Below are 23,719 nucleotides of genomic sequence, written 5' to 3' on the forward strand. Positions count from 1 at the left end.
GGGTTCCTTCCTTCTGCCGCGCCGTCGTCGCGTTCAGGATCCGCCACCCATCCGCGTCCGCATCATGGCCTCCTGGTGCTCGCGCACATCCTCACCGTCCGCCGGTGCCGCCGCCCAACGTCCGTCCGGCTGCAGCAACCAGCACCGAGTGGTGGGGTCGAGGGAAGAATCGAGAATGTCCGCCATCTGCGCTGTGAGGCGGGGATCTTTCACCTGCGCCATCACTTCCACGCGCCGGTCGAGATTGCGGTGCATCATGTCGGCGCTGCCGATCCAGAACTCGTCGGCGCCGCGGAAATGGAAGATTCGGGAATGTTCGAGGAATCGGCCGAGGATGGAGCGAACCACGATGTTTTCGCTCATTCCCGGAACTCCCGGTTTCAGAGCGCAAATTCCCCGGACGACGATGTCCACCGGAACGCCGGCCTTGGACGCACGATAGAGCGCGTCGATCACCTGTTCGTCGACCAGCGCGTTGGCCTTCATGCGAATTCCGGCTTCATGGCCCTGCAGTTTGCGGGCCACCTCGGCGTCGATCCGCTCGATGATTCCCCGGCGGACTCCGTAGGGCGCAACGAGGAGATTGCGGTAGTGGGTCTTGCGGGAATAGCCCGTCAACGAGTTGAACAGATCGGTGAGGTCCGCGCCGATCTCGGGAGCGGCTGTCAGCAGCCCCACGTCTTCGTAGAGCCGGGCCGTCTTCGGGTTGTAGTTGCCGGTACCGATGTGGCAGTAGCGGCGGATCGCCGAACCTTCACGCCGGACGACGAGGCAGGTCTTGCAGTGCGTCTTGAGTCCGACGAGTCCGTACACCACGTGAACGCCTGCGTGTTCGAGTTTGCGGGCCCACTTGATGTTGGCCTGCTCGTCGAACCGGGCCTTGATTTCGACTAGAGCCACAACCTGTTTGCCTGCCTCGGCGGCGGCGATCAGCGCGTTGACGATCGGTGAATCACCGGAAGTCCGGTACAGGGTCTGCTTGATCGCCAGAACCTGCGGATCGGCCGCCGCCTGCTCGATGAAACGTTGCACGCTCGTAGAGAAGGAGTCGTAGGGGTGGTGCACCAACACGTCGCCGTCGCGAAGTGTGGAGAAGACACTCTTGGGAGTCTCCCGCTCGCCGAAAGCCGGATGGGTCGCAGGCACGAACGGCCGGTCCTTGAGGGCCGGCCTGTCGACCGCGTACACCTGCCACAAGCACGACAAGTCCAGGAGTCCGGGTACCTGAATGACGTCACCCGGGTCGACGTCGAGTTCGCGCAGCAGCAATTCGAGCATGTGCTCGGTCATGTCGTCGGCTACTTCGAGACGCACCGGTGATCCGAAGCGCCGACGGGCCAGTTCCCGTTCCAACGCCTGCAGGAGGTCTTCGTCGCGATCTTCCTCGACTTCGAAATCGGCGTTGCGCGTGATGCGGAAAGCGTGGTGCTCCACGATCTCCATACCGGGGAACAACACGTCGAGGTGGGCCGAGATGAGGTCCTCCATGGGGAGGAAGGCGTCGATCGAAGACGGGGTCTCGTTGCGGTTGACGCGGACGAACCGACCCACGTTGTCCGGAACCTTGACGCGAGCAAAGTGTTCGCCGCCGGTGGCCGCGTCCTTCACCGTCACCGCGAGGTTGAGACTGAGCCCGCTGATGTAGGGGAACGGGTGCGCATGGTCCACAGCGAGGGGAGTGAGCACCGGAAAGACCTGCTCCTGGAAATGCACCGACAGGCGTACCCGGTCGTCGTCGGTGAGATCGGACCACCCGATGATGGAGATCCCTTCCGCGGCAAGCGCCGGACGCACGGAGTCGAGGAACACCCGAGCATGCTTGTCGGAGATTTCCTGGGTGCGCTTTGCGATCAGCGAGAGCTGTTCCCGGGGGGAGAGACCGTCCGCGGAACGCACGGACAGACCGGTCTCGTCCCGGCGTTTCAAGCCCGCGACCCGCACCATGAAGAACTCGTCCAGGTTGGACGCGAAGATCGCGAGGAACTTTGCACGCTCGAGGAGCGGCAGTGACGTGTCCTCGGCAAGCGCGAGAACACGCGAATTGAAGTCGAGCCAACTGAGTTCCCGATTGAGATAACGATCTTCGGGCAGTCCCTCGGTGAGGACGCTCGCGGGAGCATTCGTAGCCGCAGGAGGCGCCATCGGGATGCTCGTCGAGTTCACCACGAGGGTGCCGTCGCGCGATCCGTTCTTGTCGTCGACGTCGGTCTGCCGGTCGAGTGCTTCGCCATTACTCACATCACGATCATCCCTCGAGGAAACTCCTGCGGACAATCGATGGGGCAAATTCACACTGGTCGTCGGCTACGACTTTCCGCCCGGGGAAGCGGCGATAGGGGTTGCAGCGTCGAGTGCGGCGCGCGTGGCAGGCCCGACTCCGAGTGCGCGAGCGGTATCCAGGTCGTCGGCGGTGTCTACATCGGTTCGCAAACCCGGCCAGTGCCCGTGCAACGGGCGGGCCCCCGACTCGAGGTGTCGCCGGGCCGATCCTGGCCCGAACTGCGGATCGAGCGGAACGGAAGGGTCGCACGAGAACAGTGCCGCGGTGCCGGTTCCGTGATGGTCGACGACCACCGATCGGCCGCCGGTTCTGGCCGCAGCGAGAGCTTCGCCGAATTCGTCACTGCGCAGCGACGGGAGATCGGCCTGCAGGGCGACGACATCCACACCCTGCTCATTCTTTCGAACATGGTCGGCCGCGGCTGCCAGCGCCGCATTGAGTCCGTGCTCGCCCTGGTCTCCCTCGCTACCCTGCTCGTCCACACTGCCCTCGACCGGCGTCGATGTGGGATCGGCATAGACGTGGGCGCCGACGCTGCGCGCGAGACGCGCGACCGCCGCATCGGGCGTGACCACCGTGACACCCACCACGGAGTCGACGTCACGGACCACCGTCAGGGTGTCGCGCAGCATCGACAGCACCAGGCCGGTGCGGTCGGCGACGTCGAACACTCCGGACAGGCGGGTCTTGGCCACGTGAAGTTCTTTGACCGCGACCAGTACGTGCGCGCGGGGCGTCACGGGTGGAGTCGCGGTGCTCATGCCCGATATCTTGCCAGTCCAGTCCAGACGCTGCGGTGTCGTGCCCCGGTATCGGCGCTACTGTGAGCGGGATACGAAGAGAATCGATGATGAGGGGGCTGTGTGAGCAAGGCAGCTGTACTGGGGGCAGGCTCGTGGGGGACGGCTTTTGCGAAGGTCCTGGCCGATGCCGGAACCGATGTCACCATGTGGGCGCGCCGCGCCGAGGTCGCCGAATCGATCGCCGGGCGGCACGAAAACGTCGACTATCTACCCGGCGTCGCGCTTCCGTCGACGCTGACTGCCACCGACGATGCGGCGGCTGCGCTGGACGGTGCAGACTTCGTCGTTCTCGCCGTTCCCTCCCAGTCGTTGCGAAGCAATCTGGCGGAGTGGAGTCCGATGATCGGCGAGGATGCCACCCTCCTCAGCCTGGCGAAGGGGATCGAGACCGGCACACTGATGCGGATGAGTCAGGTCATCGTCCAGGTCACGGGCGCCGATCCGGGGCGTGTCGCCGTCCTGTCCGGACCCAATCTGGCCCGCGAGATCGCGATCGAACAACCGGCGGCGACAGTGATCGCGTGCACCGACTCGACGCGCGCGCTTGCGCTGCAGAAGGCGTCGGCCACGGGGTACTTCCGTCCGTACACGAACTCCGACGTGATCGGCTGCGAGATCGGTGGCGCATGCAAGAACGTGATCGCCCTCGCGTGCGGCATGGCAGCCGGAAGTGGATTGGGCGACAACACAATTGCGAGCATCATTACGCGCGGCCTGGCGGAGATCATTCGTCTGGGTGTTGCCTTGGGCGCAAAACCGACCACCCTTGCAGGGCTCGCCGGCGTGGGCGACCTGGTAGCCACGTGCTCGTCACCGCTGTCGCGGAACCGGTCCTTCGGTGAGCGGCTGGGGCAGGGCGGGTCCATGGAGACCGCGCAGGAGGCCACTCACGGACAGGTGGCCGAGGGCGTGAAATCCTGCTCGTCGGTTCGGGCGCTCGCATCCAGCTACGACGTCGAAATGCCGCTCACCGACGCCGTGCACCGCGTGTGTCATGAAGGTCTCGTCGTGCAGGACGCGATCGGCCAGTTGCTCGGCCGTCGTACGAAGTCGGAGTGACCGGGTGAGCGGAGATTCCACCCGTTGTGTCAAAGCTGTTGCGGTAGAAGCGCATCCAGGGTCTCCGATGCAGCGGGGTCCGGTGTTTGCCGCCCCGTACCAGCTGAGCGCCGACGAAGGAACCGAGTCGGACACGTATGCCCGGGCATCGAATCCTGGCTGGCGCGATCTCGAATCGGCGCTCGCCATGCTCGAAGGCGCCTCCGGGGCACTGGTGGTCGGCTCCGGGATGTCTGCCGTCACCGTCGCAGTGCGCACTCTTCTCACGGCAGGGGACACGGTGATCGTTCCCGCGGACGGGTACTACCAAGTCCGTGCCTACGCGCGGGAGCGGTGGGAGCCGCTGGGCATCACCGTGCACGAAGTGACGACCTCGGACATGGCGAGCGAGAGCACCGCGGCGCTGTTGGCGTCGGCGGAAGGAACGACGGTTGTCGTCGCCGAAACTCCCGCCAACCCGTCCCTCGACGTCGTCGACCTACGCGCGCTGTCGCAGCGGTGCCGGGATGCCGGGGCCGTGCTCGTCGTCGACAACACGACGGCGACCCCACTCGGCCAGCAACCTCTGGAACTCGGCGCAGACGTCGTTGTTGCCAGTGGCACAAAGGCATTGAGTGGGCACAGCGACCTCCTCATGGGCTACATCGCGGTATCGGACGCCGAATTCCTCGCCGGGATGGAGCGGGAAAGAGCTTTGTCGGGAACGGTGCTCGGACCCTTCGAGACATGGCTTGCACACCGAAGTCTCGGAACTGCGGGGCTGCGTTTCGAGCGGCAGTGCGCCAACGCGTCGGCTGTCGCAGACCTTGTGGCCGCGCACCCCGCGGCGCAACGGGTGCGCTATCCGGGCCTGGCGAGTGATCCTTCCCACGCTGTCGCGTCGGGGCAGATGCGCCGATTCGGTGGACTGGTGAGTTTCGAACTCGGCTCCGCCGAGCAGTTCCATCGCTTCGTGGCAGGCAGTGAACTGCTCGTTTCGGCGACGAGCTTCGGTGGCCTCCACACCACGGCCGATCGCCGGGCGAGATGGGGAGATGCGGTTCCCGACGGGTTCGTACGACTGTCCTGCGGGATCGAGGACACCGACGATCTCCTTGCCGACGTCGAACGGGCACTGTCGGGAGTGTGACCGCGGTTGTCGGCTCGAAGTCGTGAGGTCGGCGAAGTATCGGCGATCGGAGGTGGGTGCGGTAATCACGGCGGGGCGGCGGTACGGTTTGTTCGTGAGCACACCGCGTACCCGGGTAGCCGTCATCTTCGGTGGCCGTAGCAACGAGCATTCCGTTTCCTGCGTCTCCGCCGGGAGCGTCCTGAGGAACCTCGACCCCGAACGGTACGAGGTGGTGCCGATCGGTATCACGACCGAAGGGTCGTGGGTTCTCGGCTCCACCGATCCCGCCTCCCTGTCCATCCGCGGCCGGTCGCTGCCCAGCGTCGATGCCGGGGGTTCCGCGTTGGCCCTGACTGCCGACCCCACCCGCTCGGGCGATCTCGTTGCTCTCGACGACGGTGAAGCAGGGAAGATCCTCGCCTCGGTGGACGTGGTATTCCCCGTCCTGCACGGCGCCTACGGCGAGGACGGCACGATCCAGGGTCTGCTCGAGCTCGCCGGAATTCCGTACGTCGGCCCGGGCGTCCTCGCGAGCGCTGCCGGAATGGACAAGGAGTTCACCAAGAAGTTGCTTGCGGCCGAGGGGTTGCCCATCGGATTTCAGGTGGTGCTGCGGCCGGGCACCGACAATCTCACCGAGGAGCAGAAGTCCCGCCTGGATCTGCCGGTGTTCGTGAAGCCCGCGCGAGGGGGCTCGTCCATCGGTATCACCCGGGTCGCCGACTGGGCCGCCCTCGACGATGCCATCGCCCACGCCCGTGAGCACGATCCCAAGGTGATCGTCGAATCGGGGATCAGTGGACGTGAGGTGGAGTGCGGGGTTCTCGAATTCCCGGACGGCGAAGTCCGGGCCAGCGTCGTCGCCGAGATCCGGATGCCGGCTGCGTCGGGCAGCGACGAGGCGTTCTACGACTTCGACAGCAAGTACCTCGATGATGTGTGCGAGTTCGATGTGCCCGCGAAACTCGACGAATCGGTGAGCGAAGACATTCGCGCTCTCGCGGTGCGCGCCTTCGCCGCCCTCGACTGCCAGGGTCTCGCGCGTGTCGACTTCTTCGTCACCGAAGACGGTCCGGTCATCAACGAGATCAACACCATGCCCGGGTTCACCTCGATCTCGATGTATCCGCGCATGTGGGGAGCGATCGGAGTTGACTACGGCACCCTCGTGTCCACCCTGGTCGATACTGCGCTCGCCCGGGGCACCGGGCTGCGCTAGACGATGTGCGCGCCCGGCTTGCTGCGCGCGCTGTGGTTCACGGATTGGGGACGGGTGCGGGGTCCAGCGGCTTCTGTGGCAGAACCTTCGACACCGCATCCGACATTTCCTGCAGCGGCGTGGGTCCGACGCCCCGGGGAACGGTAAGTCCCACGTAGATCCCGCGGTCCACGGTGAACCAGCTGCTCGCGTCGATTCCTGCGCTCTCCCCGGAGATCTCGAACCACTGCACCCCGTTGATCACCTGCAATGACGACGCCTGGTCGAACTCTGCCGGACGGTCGAGGCCGCATCGTAGAACGAGTGGTTCACCCTCGGCCGGTTGCCACGCCGCGGTCGCCGCGGGTGCCGGTGGAGTGAGTTCGGCTCGCGTGTACTCGCCCAATGCGTCCGGGAGAACGGCCATCAACGCCGTGCACTCCGCGGAGGCAGCCGCGGGAGCGGGCACCGGACCCAGCGACACGGGGGATTTCGCAGGGTTGCGCCCGGCAATGACCGCGGCGACGACGATGCCGATCACCAACGCGACCGGAAGCGCCACCGCAGTGGCGATGAGAGCAGGATTACGCCGCTCGACGGGTTCGGTATCGGTAGCTGCGTCGGTCGGGTGCGATTCACGTTCGGGCATGCTCAGATCGTCTTCGGCTTCTCGGGAATGTCGCAGGTGAGGGTGCGGGTGATACCGGGGACTCGGCGGATCTCCTGCGTCACCGGCGCGATGTCGTCGGCGCTGACCCGCGCGATCACGTCGTACGGCCCGATCACGTCCTGCGCTGATTGCACCCCGGTGATCTGCGCGATCTGCGCCGCGATGGCCGAAGCTCGTCCGACCTCGGTTTGGATCAGGATGAACGCTTGCACTCTCGCTCCGGCCCTTCCCTGCTCCGCCCCGCATGGATCTCGGTAGAGTCGCGGGTGCTTCGGCGCGCTGATCGGTCACGTGCCGGAGAGTCCCGGCAACAGCTAAAAGGTACCGCAGTCGCACATTCCGTCGACCGGCCACACTGGCGCTGCGCCGGGTGATCCGACACAACGGCGCTCGTGGAGGCACACCATCACACCAACGGATACCCCGGGTTCCCCCGTTCCCCGCACCGTCGCGGATGTCGGGGAGTTCGCCGTGATCGACCGCGCCGTGGAGGGTCGCGTCCAGCCGCCCACCACACTTCTCGGCCCCGGCGACGATGCCGCGCTCGTCCGGGCGGGAGACGGCCGCGTCGTCGTGTCCACCGACATGCTGGTGCAAGGCAGGCACTTCCGGCTCGACTGGTCGTCTCCGCGTGAGGTCGGGCGCAAGGCGGTGGCCCAGAACGCGGCCGATGTCGCGGCGATGGGGGCGCGGCCCACCGCGTTTCTCGTGTCGCTCGGTCTGCCGCCGGATACCCCGGTGGAGGTGGCGGACGGTATCTCCGCGGGAATCTGGGATTCTGCCGAGGAACTCGGTGCGGGCGTGGTCGGCGGCGATCTGGTTCAGGCGGATTCCGTCGTGATCTCCGTCACGGTGCTCGGTGACCTCGCTGGGCAGCGCGCCGTCCTTCGCTCGGGCGCCCAGGCGGGCGATGTCGTCGCTGTCGCAGGCACGCTGGGTGCATCCGCCTGTGGTCTGGCCCTCTTCCTCGCGGAATCGACTCGGTTTCCCGGACTTCTCGCCGCCCACCGCGTACCGCACCCACCGTATGCAGCGGCGTGGACCGCCGCCGAGGCGGGCGCACACTCGATGACCGACATCTCCGACGGGCTGCTCGCCGATCTCGGGCACATCGGCGCCGCGTCGGGAGTCGGGATGGCGCTCGCGCGGGACGACATCGCCGTGTCGCCGGACCTGGTGTCCGCAGCTGCGATCCTGGGGACCGACTACTGGGAGTGGGTACTGACCGGGGGAGAAGACCACGGTTTCGCCGCCACCTTCCCATCCGGCGTGCCACTACCCGAGGGCTGGGTTCGCATCGGAACGGTCCATGACGGGACGGGCATCACGGTCGACGGCCGGCGGTGGCCGGGGGCCTCCGGCTGGCAGAGTTTCTCGGTATAGGTTGCACCCATGGCTATCTACGCACTCGGCGAGCAGGAACCGGACATTTCCCCGGACGCTTACGTCCACCCCGACGCGGTGGTGATCGGGAACGTCACGCTCGCGACGGGCGCATCGGTGTGGCCGCAGGCCGTGCTCCGCGCCGACTACGGCACCATCTCCATCGGTGCCGGGACCAACATCCAGGACGGCACCGTCATCCATTGCACGCCGATCGACCCCACCGTCATCGGGTCCGGATGCGTCGTCGGACACGCGGCACACATCGAGGGTTCCACGATCGGGGACAATTGCCTCATCGCGTCGGGTTCGGTGGTGTTGAACGGTTCGGTGATCGGGGCCGGTTCCGTGGTCGGGGCGGGCGCTGTCATTCCGTTCAAGTTCGAGGTGCCGCCGAGACGGATGGCACTCGGCGTGCCCGCGAAAATCCGAGAAGGCTATGAGGTTCCCGAGGGGCACGTGGAAATGAACGTGAAGATGTACTCGGCCAACGCGGCGTACTACCGCGACGCCCTGCGTAGGCTCGACTGATGGCTGCGCCGCTATCCGATCTGGTCGAGGCCGGCTGGGCCGAGGCTCTCGCTCCGGCAGCCGATCGCATCACCGAGATGGGTGCATTCCTCCGCGCGGAGATTGCCGAGGGCAGGGAGTATCTTCCGTCCGGCGACAACGTGTTGCGCGCGTTCACGCACCCCTTCGCCGAGGTGAAGGTGCTGATCGTCGGTCAGGACCCGTATCCAACTCCCGGGCACGCCGTGGGGCTCAGCTTCTCGGTGGCGCCCGACGTGCGACCCGTTCCCCGCAGTCTCGGCAACATCTTCGCCGAGTACAGCAAGGACCTCGGTTTTCCGACGCCGTCCACGGGAGATCTGACACCGTGGTCTCGTCAGGGCGTGTTGCTGTTGAACAGGGTCCTGACCGTCCAGCCCGGACTTCCTGCCTCCCATCGGCGGAAGGGGTGGGAAGCTGTCACGGAACAGGCAATTCGCGCGTTGGTGGAGCGAACCGAACCCCTCGTCGCCATTCTCTGGGGCCGGGACGCGTCCACCTTGAAGCCGATGCTTGCAGACGTGCCGACGATCGAGAGCGCTCACCCTTCACCGCTGTCCGCGTCGCGAGGATTCTTCGGTTCACGTCCGTTCAGCAGAGCGAACGAACTGCTCGACAGCCTCGGCGCCGAACCCGTGAATTGGGAACTGCCCTAGCGTTTACGCCCGCACTTCCTTGATCGATGCGAAGTCTGCGCGTCTCTTCTCGACGAAGGCATCGACGCCTTCACGTCCGATCGGGCTGTCGGCTGCGACGGCGATCGAGGCGGCCTCCACGTCGAGTTGCTCTGCCAGAGTGCGTGTCGTCGATGCGGAGAGCAGAGTCTTGATCCCGGAGTACGAGGAGGTCGGACCCGCAGCCAGGGTTCGCGCGAGTCGAAGCGCCTCGTCCTGTACCACGTCGTCACCGACCAAGCGGCTGAGAATTCCGAGGCGCACTGCCTCGTCGCCGCTGAGAACCGCATCGGTCAGCAGGATTTCGCGAGCACGGGCGATGCCGACGATCCGCGGAAGAGTCCACGACATGCCGCCGTCCGGTGTGTAACCGATCGAGGGGTACGCCGGCCGCATCTTGGTGCCGGGCCCGCCGATCGCGACATCGGCGAGGCAGACGAGGCTCATTCCCGCGCCCGCAGCCCACCCATGCACACCGGCGATCACCGGAACGGTCACCGCGTCGAGAGCGCGCACGAAGGCGTGGAAGACGCGCGCGATCTCGGCGACGTACTCGCTGCGCACGGGTGCGGCGGCGAAGGCGCGGACATTACCGCCGGCACAGAAGTTCGGCCCCTCGCCGACGAGGAGAACGCTGCCGATCCGATCGCCCACGGCGTCGAGGGCACGTGTGCCCTGATCGAGGCCTTCGCCGTCCAGCGATGTGCCGTTGTCGGCGGTCGAAATCGTGATGCGGAGCACGCCCTCGTCGAGCTGTACTTTGCTGAGTCCATCGAGAGAAGTCACGGTTGCACCCTACGTGGCGCCCGACCCGCCATCACCACGACCCGATGTGCTGCATGGATGCGATATGACGAAGCCCCCGGCACCGAGGTGTCGGGGGCTTCGGAACACACGCAGCGTCGGGGTCAGCCCCGAGCAACCTTTCCAGCCTTCAGGCAGGACGTGCAGACGTTGAGCTTCCGGGTGTTTCCGGGGGCAACTTCGGCACGAACAGTCTGAATGTTCGGGTTCCAGCGACGATTGGTACGCCGGTGCGAGTGCGAGACCGACTTACCGAAGCCGGGCCCCTTGGCGCATACGTCGCAGACGGCAGCCATAGTCGCGAACTCCTTCAAGATAGTGAACTGTGAAATTTAACTGGCCCCACGTAGGCAGGCCGCAGTGATCGCGGCCCTTACGAGGCAACCGTGCAAGAGTAGCCGCTCGAGTGCTGATTGGCCAAACTCGGCCGGATGGCCGAGCACGTCAGACTCGATCGGCGTCCCGCGACTAGTCTGACGGCACCTTCGATTGAACCCGTGAGAGAGGATGCCAGTGGTTCCTGAGCGCCCGATGGACGGCCGAGTCCTGACGTCGTGGGCGAGGACGGCGGTCGCGGGACTCGAGGCACGGTGCGAGGAGATCAACAGTCTCAACGTGTTCCCGATTCCGGACGCCGACACGGGAACCAATCTGCTGTTCACCATGCGTGCTGCCCTCGAGGCAATCGACAAGTATGCCGGGAACGACGGCCACCAAACGGACGTGCGTCAAGTGGCCATCGCGCTGGCCCGCGGCGCTGTGGCGGGTGCCCGGGGCAACTCGGGGGTCATCCTTTCCCAGGTGTTGCGCGGTGTCGCCGAGGCAGCGGTCACCGGCGTCGTCGACACCAGAACTGTCCGGACCGGACTGTTGATGGCTACCAACCTGGTGACCGACGCGGTCAGCTACCTGGTCGAAGGAACGATTGTCACGGTCCTGCGCTGCGCTGCGGACGCGGCAGCGGAATTCCCGGACGATGCGCCTGTCGCCGACACAGCGCGCTCCGCGGCAGATGCCGCGGCCGCCGCACTTGCCCGCACACCCGGCCAGCTCGACGCGCTCGGGACCGCCGGTGTGGTCGACGCCGGCGGGCTGGGGCTCGTCGTCATTCTCGATGCCTTCGTCGCGGCGGTCACCGGTGAGCGGCCGGACCGTGCCCCGATCGCGCTGCGAGTGCCACGCCGCCAGCCGTCTCCGGATTCAGGCACGGAGTCGTCGGACGTCGAGTTGCCGGATACGAGCGACGACCTTGCGCATCGGGGCCACCATTCCGCTTGTGAAAGCTCGCATCAGGATTTCGAGGTCATGTATCTGGTGGCCGACACAGACGAAGCCCGGATGGCAGAACTGCGGAACGCACTCGACGAGCTGGGGGATTCCACGGTGATCGTCGGTGACGGCGACGGGGGATGGTCGGTGCACGTGCACTGTGCGGATGCCGGGGCTGCTGTGGAGGCGGGTCTCGATGCCGGACGTTTACACAGGATTCGCGTCAGCAGTTTTCTCGTCGACGCGCGCGAACAGGGCAGGCTCCTACCTCCCGTCCGCACTCGCCCCGATCAGGACGACCGGGGCATCGTCGCGGTCGTGGCGGGCGACGGTGCGGCCGACCTCTTCTCCGGGGAGGGTGCGACCGTGCTCCGATGCGACGCCGCCCCCGTCACCCGCGCGCAGTTGCTCGGCATCATCCGCCAGTTGGGACGCCGAGAGGTGCTGGTCCTTCCCAACGGGGCGCTGTCGGCCCAGGAACTCGTCGCGGTGAGTGCCGCAGCCCGCGATTCCCGGCACGAGGTGCTTCTCCTCGCAACCTCGTCCATGGTGCAGGGGCTGGCATCCCTCGCAGTGCACGATCCGGAACGCGAAGCGGTCGACGACGCTTTCGCGATGTCCGAGGCCGCGGCCGCCACCCGGTGGGGTTCGTTGCGCATCGCCCGGGAGCGGGCCCTGACCTACGTGGGCACCTGCGAACCGGGAGACGGTATCGGTCTGATGGGGCACGAGGTGATCGTGATCGAACCGGACGCGGTCGCCGCCGGAAAGCGTCTGGTCGACGTCGTCCTCGGGGCAGGCGGCGAACTGGTCACGCTCCTGATGGGCGCGGAAGCACCGGCCGGGCTCGACACGGAATTGGCCGATCACATCTCCCAGCGGCATCCCGGCGTCGAGGTGATGGTCTACCACGGCGGACAACCGGGAGATCTCTTGCAACTCGGGGTGGAATGAGGAATTCGATGGCCACACTCGCTGACAGGCTCGATCACCTGCTGGGTCGCAAGACCGCCGATGCGCTGGACACGGCGTTCGACATTCGCACCGTCGAGGACCTGTTGCGGCACTACCCGCACCGGTACGCCTCCCAGGGCCGTGAACTTGCCGAGAAGGATCCGCCGGAGGGTGAGCACATCACCATCATCGCGCGGGTGTCGTCGGCGGCAGTCGTGAAGATGAAGAACCGTCCGGGCAGCATGCTGAAGGTGGTTCTCGCGACCGATACGCAGAACGTCGACGTCACCTTCTTCAGTCCGCAGAAGGTCAAACACGTCATCAAACCCGGTGTGCGCGCGATGTTCTCCGGCACCGTGAAGTATTTCCGCAGCAAGTGGAGCCTCACTCATCCGAGTTACCTGATCCTCCCGGAGCCTCGTGCGGGCAGCGACGACCCGGTGGTGAACGTCGGGCGGATTCGCGGGGCGGGGGATCTCGCGGGTATCGCACGGGCTGCCCAGGAGCCGGGCGCGGGCGTCGACATGTCCGTGTTCGACCGCGCCCTGATCCCGCTGTATCCGGCGACGCGGGAGGTGGAGAGCTGGACGATCATGAAGTGTGTTCGGCAGGTCCTCGACCAACTCGACCGGATCGACGACCCGCTCCCCGAACGGATCCGTCGAGAGCGCAACCTCATCGGTCTGGACGAGGCGCTCCGCCTCGTCCACCTCCCCGACACTCGTGACGACATCGAGAATGCGCACGACCGGCTCCGCTTCGACGAGGCGGCGGCCCTGCAGCTGGTGCTTGCTCGACGCCGGCACGACAACGCCGAGCGGGTGGCGCCCGAGTGCCCGCCGGTACCGGGTGGAATCGCGGACGAGTTCGAGCGCAGACTTCCCTTCCAGCTGACCGACGGCCAGCACGCCGTGGCCGAGGAGATCTCCGCGGATCTGTCCCAGCCGCATCCGATGAGCAGGCTCCTGCAGGGTGAGGTGGGGTCCGGTAAGACCATCGTTGCCCTGCGGGCCATGCTGCAGGTTGTCGATGCGGGGTATCAGTGCGCCTTGCTCGCCCCCACCGAAGTGCTCGCGACTCAGCATGCGCGTTCGCTGCGGGCTCTGCTGGGCTCACTGGCGACGGCGGGCGAACTCGGCGCGGACGAGAAGGCGACCCGCGTAGCGCTGCTGACCGGGTCGATGCCGGTCGCTGCGAAACGGGCCGCGCTCCTCGAGGTGGTGACCGGCGACACAGGGATCGTCATCGGCACGCACGCCCTCATCCAGGACAACGTCGAGTTCTTCAACCTCGGCATGGTGGTGGTCGACGAACAGCATCGGTTCGGCGTCGAACAGCGCGACCGGCTCCGGTCGCGGGCGCGCGAAGGCCTGAGCCCGCATCTTCTGGTCATGACGGCGACGCCCATACCCCGCACAATCGCGATGACGGTGCTCGGTGACCTCGACGTATCCACCTTGCGCCAGCTTCCGAAGGGCCGTTCGCCGATCAAGAGCAGTGTGGTACCAGCGTCCCAGAAACCGCAGTGGGTCGCACGCGCGTGGGAACGGATCCGCGAGGACGTGGCCGAGGGACGGCAGGCATACGTCGTCTGCTCGCGGATCGGTGACGGTGAGAAGGGCGACGGCGAGGATACTGTCGACGACAAGCAGCCCGACACCAAGTCGGCCGTGGAGGTCTTCGAGGAACTGGGCGGCACCATCCTGCCCGACCTCCGTGTCGGGCTGCTGCACGGCAGGCTGCCCACGGACGAGAAGGACGCCGTGATGCGGGACTTCACGGCCGGCGACATCGACGTCCTCGTCTGCACCACGGTGGTCGAGGTGGGCGTCGACGTCCCGAACGCCACGATCATGGTGATCCTGGATGCCGACCGCTTCGGGGTCAGCCAGCTCCATCAGCTCCGCGGCCGGGTCGGCCGGGGTGCCCACCAGGGTCTGTGCATTCTCGTCACGGAGATGAATCCGGGTGCGCCTGCCTTCGGGCGCCTGCAGAACGTGGCGTCCACCAACGACGGCTTCGAACTCGCGCAACTCGACCTGGCGACCCGGCGGGAGGGTGACATTCTCGGGGCAGCGCAATCGGGTACCACCTCGACGCTGCGGTTGCTCTCACTTCTCGGCCACGAGGACGTGATCGCCGCGGCTGCCGAGTTCGCCCGGTCGGTGACTGCCGACGATCCGCGCCTGGAAAACCACCCGGGCCTCTCTGCGATGGTCACTTCGGCGCTCGATGCGGACCGGATCGAGTTCCTCGAGAAAACGTGAAAAGTCGACGATCAGGGTGAAGCAGTTACTTCCGGTCACGTAATTCTTCACTGCTCTGTTTCGGGCCCATTGCAGAATTCGCACACGTCAGGGGCTGCTTTGTGAAGATTGCGGACGATCCTGCATAATGGGATACCGTTTCTCCGCTGCCGGAGTTGGCGGGGTAGTTTGCTCAAATGTTCTCCAAAGTCCTGGTCGCCAACCGTGGCGAAATTGCGATCCGCGCTTTCCGTGCCGCCTACGAACTAGGTGCTGGAACTGTTGCGGTGTTTCCGTACGAGGATCGGAACTCGATCCACCGTCTGAAGGCCGATGAGAGTTATCAGATCGGTCAGGAGGGGCACCCGGTTCGGGCGTATCTCTCGGTCGAGGAGATCGTCGCCGCCGCGAAGCAGGCGGGTGCCGATGCGGTCTATCCCGGTTACGGGTTCCTGTCCGAGAATCCGGATCTGGCTGCGGCGTGCGCGGAGGCGGGCATCACCTTTGTGGGCCCGTCCGCGGAGGTCCTCGAGCTGACCGGTAACAAGGCCCGTGCGATCGCGGCCGCGAAGGCGGCCGGCCTGCCGGTGCTGGCGTCGTCGGAGCCGTCGGCGGATGTGGACGAGTTGCTCGCGGCGGCGGAGTCGATGCAGTTCCCGATCTTCGTGAAGGCGGTCGCCGGCGGCGGTGGCCGCGGCATGCGCCGGGTGGCCGAGCGGTCCCAGTTGCGGGAATCGATCGAGGCGGCCGCGCGGGAGGCGGAGTCCGCGTTCGGCGATCCGACGGTGTTCCTCGAGCAGGCGGTCATCGATCCGCGTCACATCGAGGTCCAGATCCTGGCCGACGGTCAGGGCAACGTCATCCACCTGTTCGAGCGGGATTGTTCGCTGCAGCGCCGTCACCAGAAGGTGATCGAGCTGGCGCCGGCGCCGAACCTGCCGGACGAGGTGCGGGCGAGGATTTGCGCGGACGCGGTGGCGTTCGCGAAGGAGATCAATTATTCCTGCGCGGGCACTGTCGAGTTCCTCCTCGATACCCGCGGCAATCATGTGTTCATCGAGATGAATCCACGGATCCAGGTCGAGCACACGGTGACCGAGGAGGTCACGGACGTCGACCTGGTGCAGTCGCAGTTGCGGATCGCCTCGGGGGAGACCCTCGCCGATCTGGGCCTGAGTCAGGACAACATCACGTTGCGTGGTGCGGCGCTGCAGTGCCGGATCACCACCGAGGACCCGGCCAACGGGTTCCGCCCGGACACCGGTCGAATCACCGGCTACCGCACCCCGGGCGGTGCCGGTATCCGCCTCGACGGCGGTACGTCGGTCGGGGCCGAGGTTTCGGCGTATTTCGATTCGATGCTCGTCAAGCTCACCTGCCGCGGCCGCGACTTCGACACCGCCGTCGCCCGGGCGCGCCGGGCGGTCACCGAGTTCCGCATCCGAGGGGTCTCGACGAACATTCCGTTCCTGCAGGCGGTTCTCGACGACCCCGATTTCAAGGCGGGCCGGGTCACCACCTCGTTCATCGAGGAACGCCCCCAGCTGCTCACGCTGCGCAGCTCCGCCGACCGCGGCACCAAGATCCTTACCTACCTCGCCGACGTGACGGTGAACAAGCCGCACGGGGAACGGCCGTCCGCGGTGTACCCGCGGGACAAGCTGCCCCAGATCGACCTGTCCACCCCGCCGCCGGACGGCAGCCGCCAGAAGCTGCTCGCTCTGGGGCCGGAGGGATTCGCCAGGGCGTTGCGGGAGCAGAAGGCCCTCGCCGTCACCGAGACCACGTTCCGCGACGCCCACCAGTCGCTGCTCGCGACCCGGGTGCGGACCAGCGGTCTGCTCGACGTCGCCGGGCACGTGGCCCGGATGACCCCCGAACTGCTCTCGATCGAGGCGTGGGGCGGCGCGACGTACGACGTGGCACTGCGGTTCCTGCACGAGGATCCCTGGTACCGGCTGTCGGCGCTGCGGGAGGCCGTACCGAACATCTGCCTGCAGATGCTGCTGCGTGGCCGTAACACCGTCGGCTACACCCCGTACCCGGAGAAGGTGACGCGCGCGTTCGTCGACGAGGCCGCGGCCACCGGTATCGACATCTTCCGCATCTTCGATGCCCTCAACAATGTCGACCAGATGCGGCCGGCCATCGACGCCGTCCGCGAGACCGGTACCACACTCGCCGAGGTCGCCCTGTCCTACACCGGCGACCTGTCGAACCCGAACGAGAAGCTCTACACCCTCGACTACTACCTCCGCCTGGCCGAGGAAATCGCCGAGGCCGGAGCGCACATCATCGCGATCAAGGACATGGCCGGGCTGCTCCGCGCCCCGGCCGCGACCACCCTGGTCACGGCGCTGCGCCAGAACTTCGACCTGCCGGTGCACGTGCATACCCACGACACCCCCGGTGGCCAGCTCGCTACTTATCTGGCCGCCTGGCAGGCGGGTGCGGACGCCGTGGACGGCGCCTCCGCGGCGATGGCCGGCACCACCAGCCAGCCGGCGTTGTCGGCGATCGTGGCGGCGGCCGCGCACTCGGAGCACGACACCGGGCTCGACCTGCAAGCGGTGTGCGACCTCGAGCCGTACTGGGAGGCACTGCGCAAGGTGTACAAGCCGTTCGAGTCCGGGCTGCCGGCCCCGACCGGCCGCGTCTACACCCATGAGATCCCCGGTGGGCAGTTGTCGAATCTGCGTACCCAGGCTGTCGCCCTGGGTCTCGGCGACCGTTTCGAGGACGTCGAAGCCAACTACGCCGCCGCCGACCGCATGCTCGGACGCCTGGTCAAGGTGACGCCGTCGTCGAAGGTGGTCGGCGACCTCGCCCTGCACCTCGTCGGATCCGGTGCCTCCACCGACGAGTTCGCGGAGAACCCCGCCCGCTTCGACATTCCCGATTCGGTCATCGGGTTCCTGCGCGGCGAGCTGGGCACCCCGCCCGGCGGGTGGCCCGAACCGTTCCGTACCCGGGCCCTCGAGGGCCGCGGGCCGGCCAAACCCGAAGTCGCCCTGTCGGTGGAGGACGAGAAGGCGCTGTCGGGTACCTCCGCCGAACGCCGGGCGACGCTCAACCGGCTGCTCTTCCCCGGTCCGACCAAGGAATTCCTCGAGCACCGCGACAAGTACGGCGACACCTCCCAGCTGTCGGCCAACCAGTTCTTCTACGGCCTTCGGAGCGGCGACGAGCATCGGGTGCGGCTCGCCCCGGGTGTCGAGCTGATCATCGGTCTCGAGGCGATCTCCGAGCCCGACGAGCGCGGCTACCGCACCGTCATGTGCATTCTCAACGGCCAGTTGCGTCCGGTGTCGGTGCGTGACCGTTCCATCGCCAGCGAAATCCCCGCCACGGAGAAGGCCGACAAGAGCAATCCCGGCCACGTCGCCGCCCCGTTCGCCGGCGTCGTCACCCTCGCCGTCACCGAGGGGCAGCACATCGAGGCCGGCGATACTCTCGCCACGATCGAGGCGATGAAGATGGAAGCGGCCATCACCGCGCCTCGCGGCGGAACCGTCACCCGCCTGGCCATCGGCTCCGTCCAGCAAGTCGAGGGCGGCGACCTCCTCGCCGTCGTCTCGACGAAGGAGTCCGCAAGCGAGTGACGGACGTTCGATGACCCGCATCATCGCGGGGCTCGCGGGCGGCCGACGCCTGCGGGTCCCGCCGAGCGGAACCCGGCCCACTTCGGACCGGGTCCGTGAGGCGTTGTTCAGCGCCCTGCACAGCCGGATGGATCTCGAGGGCGCCTCGGTTCTCGACCTGTACGCAGGTTCTGGGGCCCTGGGGCTCGAGGCGCTCTCGCGGGGCGCCGATCGTGTCCTGCTCGTCGAATCGGATGCGAAAGCTGCGGGGATCATCTCGCAGAATGTGGGTGCGGTGGGATTGCCGGGTGCAGCGGTGCGGACGGCTCCGGTGTCCGCGGTGCTGGCCGGCACCGCCGACCGCGTGTACGACCTGGTTCTCGCGGATCCGCCGTATGCGGTGGATGACGGCGCGGTTCAGACGGTTCTGAGTGATCTGCGGGGGCACGGCTGGGTGGCGGACGGGTCGCTCGTGGTCCTGGAGCGCTCGTCGCGGTCACCGGAGACGTCGTGGCCGGAGGGTTACGCGCCCGTCAAGGCGAAGAAGTACGGTGAGGCTCGGATCGAGCTGGCGACCTGCTACGGTCTGGACTCATGACTGGCGCTGTCTGCCCCGGATCCTTCGACCCTGTAACCAATGGTCATCTCGACGTAATCGGCAGAGCTGCCGCGCAGTTCGACGAGGTCATCGTCACGGTGATGATCAACAAGAGCAAGCGTGGCCTCTTCACGGTGGAAGAGCGGATCGAGATGCTCGAGGATGCCATCAGTGCACTGCCGAACGTGCGAGTCAGTTCCTGGCACGGCCTGCTCGTGGATTACGCGAAGCAGCAAGGGATCACAGCGATCGTCAAGGGTCTACGTGGCGCCAACGACTTCGACTACGAACTGCAGATGGCGCAGATGAACCAGAAACTCACTGGCGTCGACACGTTGTTCATTCCCACCAACCCTGCCTACAGCTACCTCTCCAGCTCACTGGTCAAGGAGGTGGCCACCTTCGGCGGCGACGTCACGGGAATGCTGCCCGAGAAGGTGCACGCCCGTCTGCTGACGAGGATCGCCGAGCGGGCCGCCGAGAGCTGATACCCGACACACCGGCCGTCGCGGCACACCCCTGGCGTCCCCATCCGGCAGACTTGCACGAAGAAGGCTGCGCCGACCTGCTGAGGTCATGAAAGATTGGGGTTGCTCGTGTACCGGGTTTTCGAGGCGCTCGACGAACTTGTCGCGATTGTCGAAGAGGCACGCGGTGTGCCCATGACCGCCGGCTGTGTGGTCCCACGCGGCGATGTTCTCGAATTGCTCGACGATGTGCGCGACGCCATTCCCGGTGAACTCGACGACGCCCAGGACGTGCTGGACCACCGCGACAAGCTGGTCGGTGACGCCAGGTCCAACGCTGAAAAGACAGTCGCCAGCGCCAACGCCGAAGCTACGTCGACGATCGAGAATGCACGGGACGACGCCGATCGCATCCTCGCGGACGCAAAAGCTCAGGCCGACAGGATGGTCGCCGAGGCGCGTGCGCACGCCGAGCAGCTGGTCGCCGACGCAGAGGCAGAATCCGAGGCGACCATCGCCGAGGGGCAGCGCGAGTACGACACTCTCACCACCCGCGCCCGGTCCGAAGCCGATCGCATGATCGAGGCAGGGAAGGCGTCGTACGAGCGCTCGGTCGCGGAAGGTACCGCCGAGCAGGAACGCCTGGTATCGCAGACCGAGGTCGTGCAGCAGGCGCATGCCGAATCCGCCAGGGTGATCGACGCAGCACACGCCGAATCCGACCGGCTCCGATCGGACTGTGACCTGTATGTCGACACGAAACTCGCCGAGTTCGAGGAGTTCCTGTCCGGCACTATTCGCTCCGTCGGACGGGGACGCCAGCAGCTGCGGACGGGTTCGGGCGTGCCCGACTACGCTTCCGACTACGACGCAGACGACCGGCGGGCCGAGCGCCGCCGCTGACCGGCATTTGGATCATCCACGCCGATTGCGTATCGTGGAGTGGTTGCCCAAAGTCGTTCTCCTCATCTCGAAAGTGAAGTGTCTTGTCAACCCATCGCCGCAGCTCATCGCGTTCCCGTAGGGACGCGGATTTCGTGCTGGACACGGTCAAGCTAGGCCGTCGTCCTGGTTCGATGCGCACCGTCGAACGGGTGGTGACGGCGCCGCGGCGCATCGGACTCGACATGATTGCAATCGAGGAGGGATCGGAGATTGATCTCGATCTCCGTCTGGAAGCCGTGTCCGAAGGCGTCCTGGTCACCGGTTCCGTCAGCGCCGACACCGTCGGCGAGTGCTCGAGATGCCTCGAGCCGTTCAGCGGATCTGTCGATCTCAGCCTCACCGAGCTGTTCGCCTACCCGGACAGCGCCACCGAGGAGACCACGGACGAGGATGAGATCTACCGCGTCGAGGACGACGAGATCGACCTCGAGCCCGTCATCATCGACGCGGTCGGACTCGCGCTTCCTCTGCAGCCGCTCTGCAGCGACGACTGCCAAGGACTGTGCCCAGAATGTGGCGTTCGCCTGGCGATTGCCGAATCTGGTCATGGGCATGACATACTTGATCCTCGCTGGGCTGGTCTTGCAGCCAAATTTGGCGTGGAATCAGATCCCAGCAAGAATCTTGTGAACAACGAAGCCGAGGAGAACTAGAAGTGGCTGTCCCCAAGCGCAGAATGTCGCGATCCAACACGAGGTCGCGTCGCAGCCAGTGGAAGACCACTGTGCCCACCCTCGTTACCTGCCCCAACCGTGGCTGCGGCGAGAAGACGCTGCCCCACATCGCGTGCCCGTCCTGCGGCACATACAAGGGCCGCCAGGTCACTGCCGCCGTCTAGTTCGCCACGGAGAGGCGTCGTGACGAGCGACATCAGTAATACACCCGCCGGCGGCGAGGAGGATCATGCTTCCCTCCTCGCCGCTCTCGGCGTAGAAATTGAACCTTCGCTGCTCACGTTGGCGTTGACCCACCGCTCGTATGCCTACGAGAACGGTGGCCTTCCCACCAACGAGCGACTCGAGTTCCTCGGTGACTCCGTGCTCGGAGTCACCATCACCGAGCAGCTGTACCTTGCGCATCCGCAGAAATCCGAGGGCGACCTCGCGAAGATCCGCGCGAGCATCGTCAACATGCACGCGCTCGCCGAGGTGGCTCGTGCACTCGGTGACGGCGGCCTGGGAGCGCATCTGCTCCTCGGCAAGGGCGAGGAGATGACCGGCGGGCGCGACAAGCCGAGCATCCTGGCGGACGGCATGGAGTCGATACTCGGGGCGATCCATCTGCAGCACGGGATCGAGACAGCGCGGCGAGTGGTACTCGACCTGTTCAGCGACCTACTCCAACGGGCTCCGCGTCTCGGCGCAGGGCTCGACTGGAAGACGAGCCTGCAGGAACTCACTGCCGAACGTGGTGTCGGGGTCCCCTCGTACGAGATCACCGCAACGGGACCGGACCACGACAAGGAATTCACCGCCACCGTCGTAGTGGGCGGCAAGGCGTTCGGTGTCGGAATCGGCAGATCCAAGAAGGAAGCCGAGCAGAAGGCCGCGAGTACTGCGTGGAACGCTCTGTCCGACGGTGGCCCGGACGTAGCGGCCGACGGCGTCAGTGCCTGAACTTCCCGAGGTCGAGGTAGTTCGCCGCGGACTCGAACGGCACATTGTCGGAGCTTCCATCGATTCGGTCGACGTCCTGCATCCCCGCGCGATCCGGAGGCATATCCTCGGCGCAGAGGATCTCGCCGGACAGCTCACGGGCGAACGAATCGCGCGAGCTGACCGCCGCGGAAAGTACTTGTGGCTGGTCCTCGAGCCCAGTGCCGTCGCGCTCGTGGTCCACCTGGGGATGAGCGGGCAGATGCTCGTGCAGCCACCCGAGGCCGTCACCGAGAAACATCTGCGCATTCGGGCGCGGCTCGATTCCGGACTCGATCTGCGGTTCGTGGATCAACGCACCTTCGGCGGATGGGCGCTCGCGCCTCTGGTCGATGTCGACGGCTCGCTCGTCCCTGATTCGGTTGCGCACATCGCCCGGGATCCACTGGACACGAGATTCGATTCTGCGGCGACCGTTACGGTGATGCGCCGCAAGCACACCGAGATCAAACGTGCTCTTCTCGATCAGACGGTGGTGTCGGGGATCGGGAACATCTACGCCGACGAGGCCCTGTGGCGCGCGCAGATCCACGGGACCCGCCTCACCGATCGATTGACTGCTGCGACCCTCCGCCAGCTGCTCGGGGCCGCTCAGGAGGTCATGCGCGAAGCCTTGGATCAGGGCGGTACGTCCTTCGATGCCTTGTACGTGAACGTGAACGGCGAGTCCGGTTACTTCGATCGATCGCTGTCCGCATACGGGCAGGAGGATCGTCCCTGCCCGCGGTGCGGCACTGCAATTCGTCGTGAGAAGTTCATGAATCGCTCGTCGTTCAGCTGCCCGAGGTGCCAGCCTGCGCCGCGGCGAAGTCCGCCGAAACGCCCGGCCTGAGCTCTTCATCGTGTCGCAGGGTCGATTTGGCCTCGAAATAGTCGCCGCCTTTGCGCTTGACGTCGTCCGTGCCCCACTCCCGGTGGTGCGGTACGGGCGCCATTCGTGGAATGTGCTTGCGGCAGTGGATATACGCCTCCTCCACGTCGACCACGACCCATCGCTCTGGCACCCGGCCCTTGGTGTGATCTGCTGGTAGATCCGGGATTTCGGAACGCAGGTCCGCGTCTTCCACGATCCGGGCGGAACCGTTGACGTGCAAGCCGATCAGGTCGTGGACGAAGTCCACGAGCATGATTCCCACGTGGGGATTTTCCCGGATGTTGCCGAGACTCGCCATCACTCCGTTGCCACGATATTCCGGATACGCCACCGTCTTCGGATCGATGACATGCATGAAACCGGGTGCGCCGGCGCGCAAGCTGTTGTCACATTCGCCGGACGCGTCGGCGGTAGCGACGAACGCGAGTTCCTGGCGGCCGACGAAATCGATCATCGTCGGATTGAGGTGGTCGAGCACCTGGTCAGAGTAGAATTTCGCGGCGCGATCCTCGGTGCCGTACTCGACTTGAAGGGTTCGCTCACCCGCGCTACCGATCTGGCCCATCTGCATTGCCCCGCTTACGTGTCGGCGTCATTG

General features: G+C 66.1%; 23 protein-coding genes. 16 read left to right on the forward strand and 7 right to left on the reverse strand.

Features of this window, described 5'->3' with window-relative positions:
- Positions 1-33 precede the first annotated feature (33 nt).
- The gene (locus tag HYG77_RS28865) at positions 34-2,238 is read right to left on the reverse strand and encodes an RNA degradosome polyphosphate kinase (RefSeq protein ID WP_109331017.1); all 2,205 of its coding nucleotides are present in this window, start codon (positions 2,236-2,238) and stop codon (positions 34-36) included.
- Between the two features lie 66 nt (positions 2,239-2,304).
- Positions 2,305-3,021 carry a 2-phospho-L-lactate guanylyltransferase gene (cofC, locus tag HYG77_RS28870; RefSeq protein ID WP_348273591.1) on the reverse strand — a complete coding sequence of 239 codons (717 nt, stop codon included), beginning with the start codon at positions 3,019-3,021 and terminating at the stop codon, positions 2,305-2,307.
- 123 nt (positions 3,022-3,144) lie between these two features.
- Between cofC and HYG77_RS28875 the strand changes: the two genes are divergently transcribed.
- The 3 genes from HYG77_RS28875 (at position 3,145) to HYG77_RS28885 (ending at position 6,473) form a co-directional block, all read left to right on the forward strand.
- On the forward strand, positions 3,145-4,143 hold the full coding sequence (locus HYG77_RS28875; RefSeq protein ID WP_109331013.1) for an NAD(P)H-dependent glycerol-3-phosphate dehydrogenase: 999 nt from the start codon (positions 3,145-3,147) through the stop codon (positions 4,141-4,143).
- A 4-nt stretch (positions 4,144-4,147) separates the two neighbouring features.
- The gene (locus tag HYG77_RS28880) at positions 4,148-5,272 is read left to right on the forward strand and encodes a cystathionine gamma-lyase (RefSeq protein ID WP_208961324.1); all 1,125 of its coding nucleotides are present in this window, start codon (positions 4,148-4,150) and stop codon (positions 5,270-5,272) included.
- Positions 5,273-5,366: 94 nt separating this feature from the next.
- Entirely contained in the window at positions 5,367-6,473 is a 1,107-nt protein-coding gene (locus tag HYG77_RS28885) for a D-alanine--D-alanine ligase family protein (RefSeq protein ID WP_109335186.1), read from the forward strand.
- A 37-nt stretch (positions 6,474-6,510) separates the two neighbouring features.
- Here HYG77_RS28885 and HYG77_RS28890 read toward each other — a convergent pair whose 3' ends face one another.
- Complete coding sequence (locus tag HYG77_RS28890; RefSeq protein WP_208961325.1) at positions 6,511-7,101, reverse strand: DUF3515 domain-containing protein; 591 nt, start codon at positions 7,099-7,101, stop codon at positions 6,511-6,513.
- Between the two features lie 2 nt (positions 7,102-7,103).
- A complete protein-coding gene (locus HYG77_RS28895) occupies positions 7,104-7,334 on the reverse strand; it encodes an Lrp/AsnC ligand binding domain-containing protein (protein WP_109331007.1) in 231 nt (76 codons plus the stop codon).
- Between the two features lie 193 nt (positions 7,335-7,527).
- On the opposite strand from HYG77_RS28895, the gene HYG77_RS28900 reads away from it, so the two are divergent.
- From HYG77_RS28900 to HYG77_RS28910, 3 genes are read left to right on the forward strand one after another with little or no spacing between them, the layout of a single operon-like run.
- Positions 7,528-8,505, forward strand: coding sequence for a thiamine-phosphate kinase (locus HYG77_RS28900; RefSeq protein ID WP_109331005.1), 978 nt, complete (start codon positions 7,528-7,530; stop codon positions 8,503-8,505).
- A 9-nt stretch (positions 8,506-8,514) separates the two neighbouring features.
- Positions 8,515-9,036 (forward strand): gamma carbonic anhydrase family protein, encoded by a 522-nt coding sequence (locus HYG77_RS28905; RefSeq protein ID WP_208961326.1) that lies wholly within the window; start codon positions 8,515-8,517, stop codon positions 9,034-9,036.
- Positions 9,033-9,710 carry a uracil-DNA glycosylase gene (locus HYG77_RS28910; RefSeq protein ID WP_204164974.1) on the forward strand — a complete coding sequence of 226 codons (678 nt, stop codon included), beginning with the start codon at positions 9,033-9,035 and terminating at the stop codon, positions 9,708-9,710. The genes HYG77_RS28905 and HYG77_RS28910 overlap by 4 nt, the downstream gene beginning before the upstream one ends.
- Positions 9,711-9,713: 3 nt before the next feature.
- On the opposite strand, the gene HYG77_RS28915 is transcribed toward HYG77_RS28910, so the two are convergent.
- Both HYG77_RS28915 and rpmB read right to left on the reverse strand, forming a co-directional pair.
- The gene (locus tag HYG77_RS28915) at positions 9,714-10,514 is read right to left on the reverse strand and encodes an enoyl-CoA hydratase-related protein (RefSeq protein ID WP_208961327.1); all 801 of its coding nucleotides are present in this window, start codon (positions 10,512-10,514) and stop codon (positions 9,714-9,716) included.
- Positions 10,515-10,636: 122 nt separating this feature from the next.
- On the reverse strand, positions 10,637-10,828 hold the full coding sequence (rpmB, locus tag HYG77_RS28920) for a 50S ribosomal protein L28 (RefSeq protein WP_109330998.1): 192 nt from the start codon (positions 10,826-10,828) through the stop codon (positions 10,637-10,639).
- 235 nt (positions 10,829-11,063) lie between these two features.
- Between rpmB and HYG77_RS28925 the strand changes: the two genes are divergently transcribed.
- The 10 genes from HYG77_RS28925 (at position 11,064) to mutM (ending at position 23,079) form a co-directional block, all read left to right on the forward strand.
- Positions 11,064-12,755, forward strand: a complete 1,692-nt coding sequence (locus HYG77_RS28925; protein WP_208963554.1) for a DAK2 domain-containing protein — start codon at positions 11,064-11,066, stop codon at positions 12,753-12,755.
- Between the two features lie 8 nt (positions 12,756-12,763).
- Complete coding sequence (gene recG, locus HYG77_RS28930; protein WP_208961328.1) at positions 12,764-15,022, forward strand: ATP-dependent DNA helicase RecG; 2,259 nt, start codon at positions 12,764-12,766, stop codon at positions 15,020-15,022.
- A 176-nt stretch (positions 15,023-15,198) separates the two neighbouring features.
- Positions 15,199-18,603 (forward strand): pyruvate carboxylase, encoded by a 3,405-nt coding sequence (locus tag HYG77_RS28935; RefSeq protein ID WP_208961329.1) that lies wholly within the window; start codon positions 15,199-15,201, stop codon positions 18,601-18,603.
- Between the two features lie 10 nt (positions 18,604-18,613).
- On the forward strand, positions 18,614-19,180 hold the full coding sequence (gene rsmD, locus HYG77_RS28940) for a 16S rRNA (guanine(966)-N(2))-methyltransferase RsmD (protein WP_109330991.1): 567 nt from the start codon (positions 18,614-18,616) through the stop codon (positions 19,178-19,180).
- The gene (gene coaD / locus HYG77_RS28945; RefSeq protein WP_109330989.1) at positions 19,177-19,668 is read left to right on the forward strand and encodes a pantetheine-phosphate adenylyltransferase; all 492 of its coding nucleotides are present in this window, start codon (positions 19,177-19,179) and stop codon (positions 19,666-19,668) included. The genes rsmD and coaD overlap by 4 nt, the downstream gene beginning before the upstream one ends.
- A 108-nt stretch (positions 19,669-19,776) precedes the next feature.
- Positions 19,777-20,550, forward strand: coding sequence for a DivIVA domain-containing protein (locus HYG77_RS28950; RefSeq protein WP_109335185.1), 774 nt, complete (start codon positions 19,777-19,779; stop codon positions 20,548-20,550).
- Between the two features lie 134 nt (positions 20,551-20,684).
- Positions 20,685-21,245 (forward strand): DUF177 domain-containing protein, encoded by a 561-nt coding sequence (locus tag HYG77_RS28955; RefSeq protein WP_208961330.1) that lies wholly within the window; start codon positions 20,685-20,687, stop codon positions 21,243-21,245.
- A gap of 2 nt (positions 21,246-21,247) precedes the next feature.
- Positions 21,248-21,430 carry a 50S ribosomal protein L32 gene (gene rpmF / locus HYG77_RS28960; RefSeq protein WP_109330985.1) on the forward strand — a complete coding sequence of 61 codons (183 nt, stop codon included), beginning with the start codon at positions 21,248-21,250 and terminating at the stop codon, positions 21,428-21,430.
- A 19-nt stretch (positions 21,431-21,449) separates the two neighbouring features.
- Positions 21,450-22,208 (forward strand): ribonuclease III, encoded by a 759-nt coding sequence (rnc, locus tag HYG77_RS28965; protein WP_109330983.1) that lies wholly within the window; start codon positions 21,450-21,452, stop codon positions 22,206-22,208.
- Positions 22,201-23,079 carry a bifunctional DNA-formamidopyrimidine glycosylase/DNA-(apurinic or apyrimidinic site) lyase gene (mutM, locus tag HYG77_RS28970; RefSeq protein WP_208961331.1) on the forward strand — a complete coding sequence of 293 codons (879 nt, stop codon included), beginning with the start codon at positions 22,201-22,203 and terminating at the stop codon, positions 23,077-23,079. Before rnc ends, mutM begins: the two co-directional genes overlap by 8 nt.
- On the opposite strand, the gene HYG77_RS28975 is transcribed toward mutM, so the two are convergent.
- Entirely contained in the window at positions 23,021-23,692 is a 672-nt protein-coding gene (locus tag HYG77_RS28975; protein ID WP_208961332.1) for a pyridoxamine 5'-phosphate oxidase family protein, read from the reverse strand. The two genes, mutM and HYG77_RS28975, sit on opposite strands and share 59 nt — an antisense overlap.
- Positions 23,693-23,719: the final 27 nt, after the last annotated feature.

The sequence above is a fragment of the Rhodococcus sp. ZPP genome, assembly GCF_017656075.1.
Taxonomy (GTDB): domain Bacteria; phylum Actinomycetota; class Actinomycetes; order Mycobacteriales; family Mycobacteriaceae; genus Rhodococcus_F; species Rhodococcus_F oxybenzonivorans.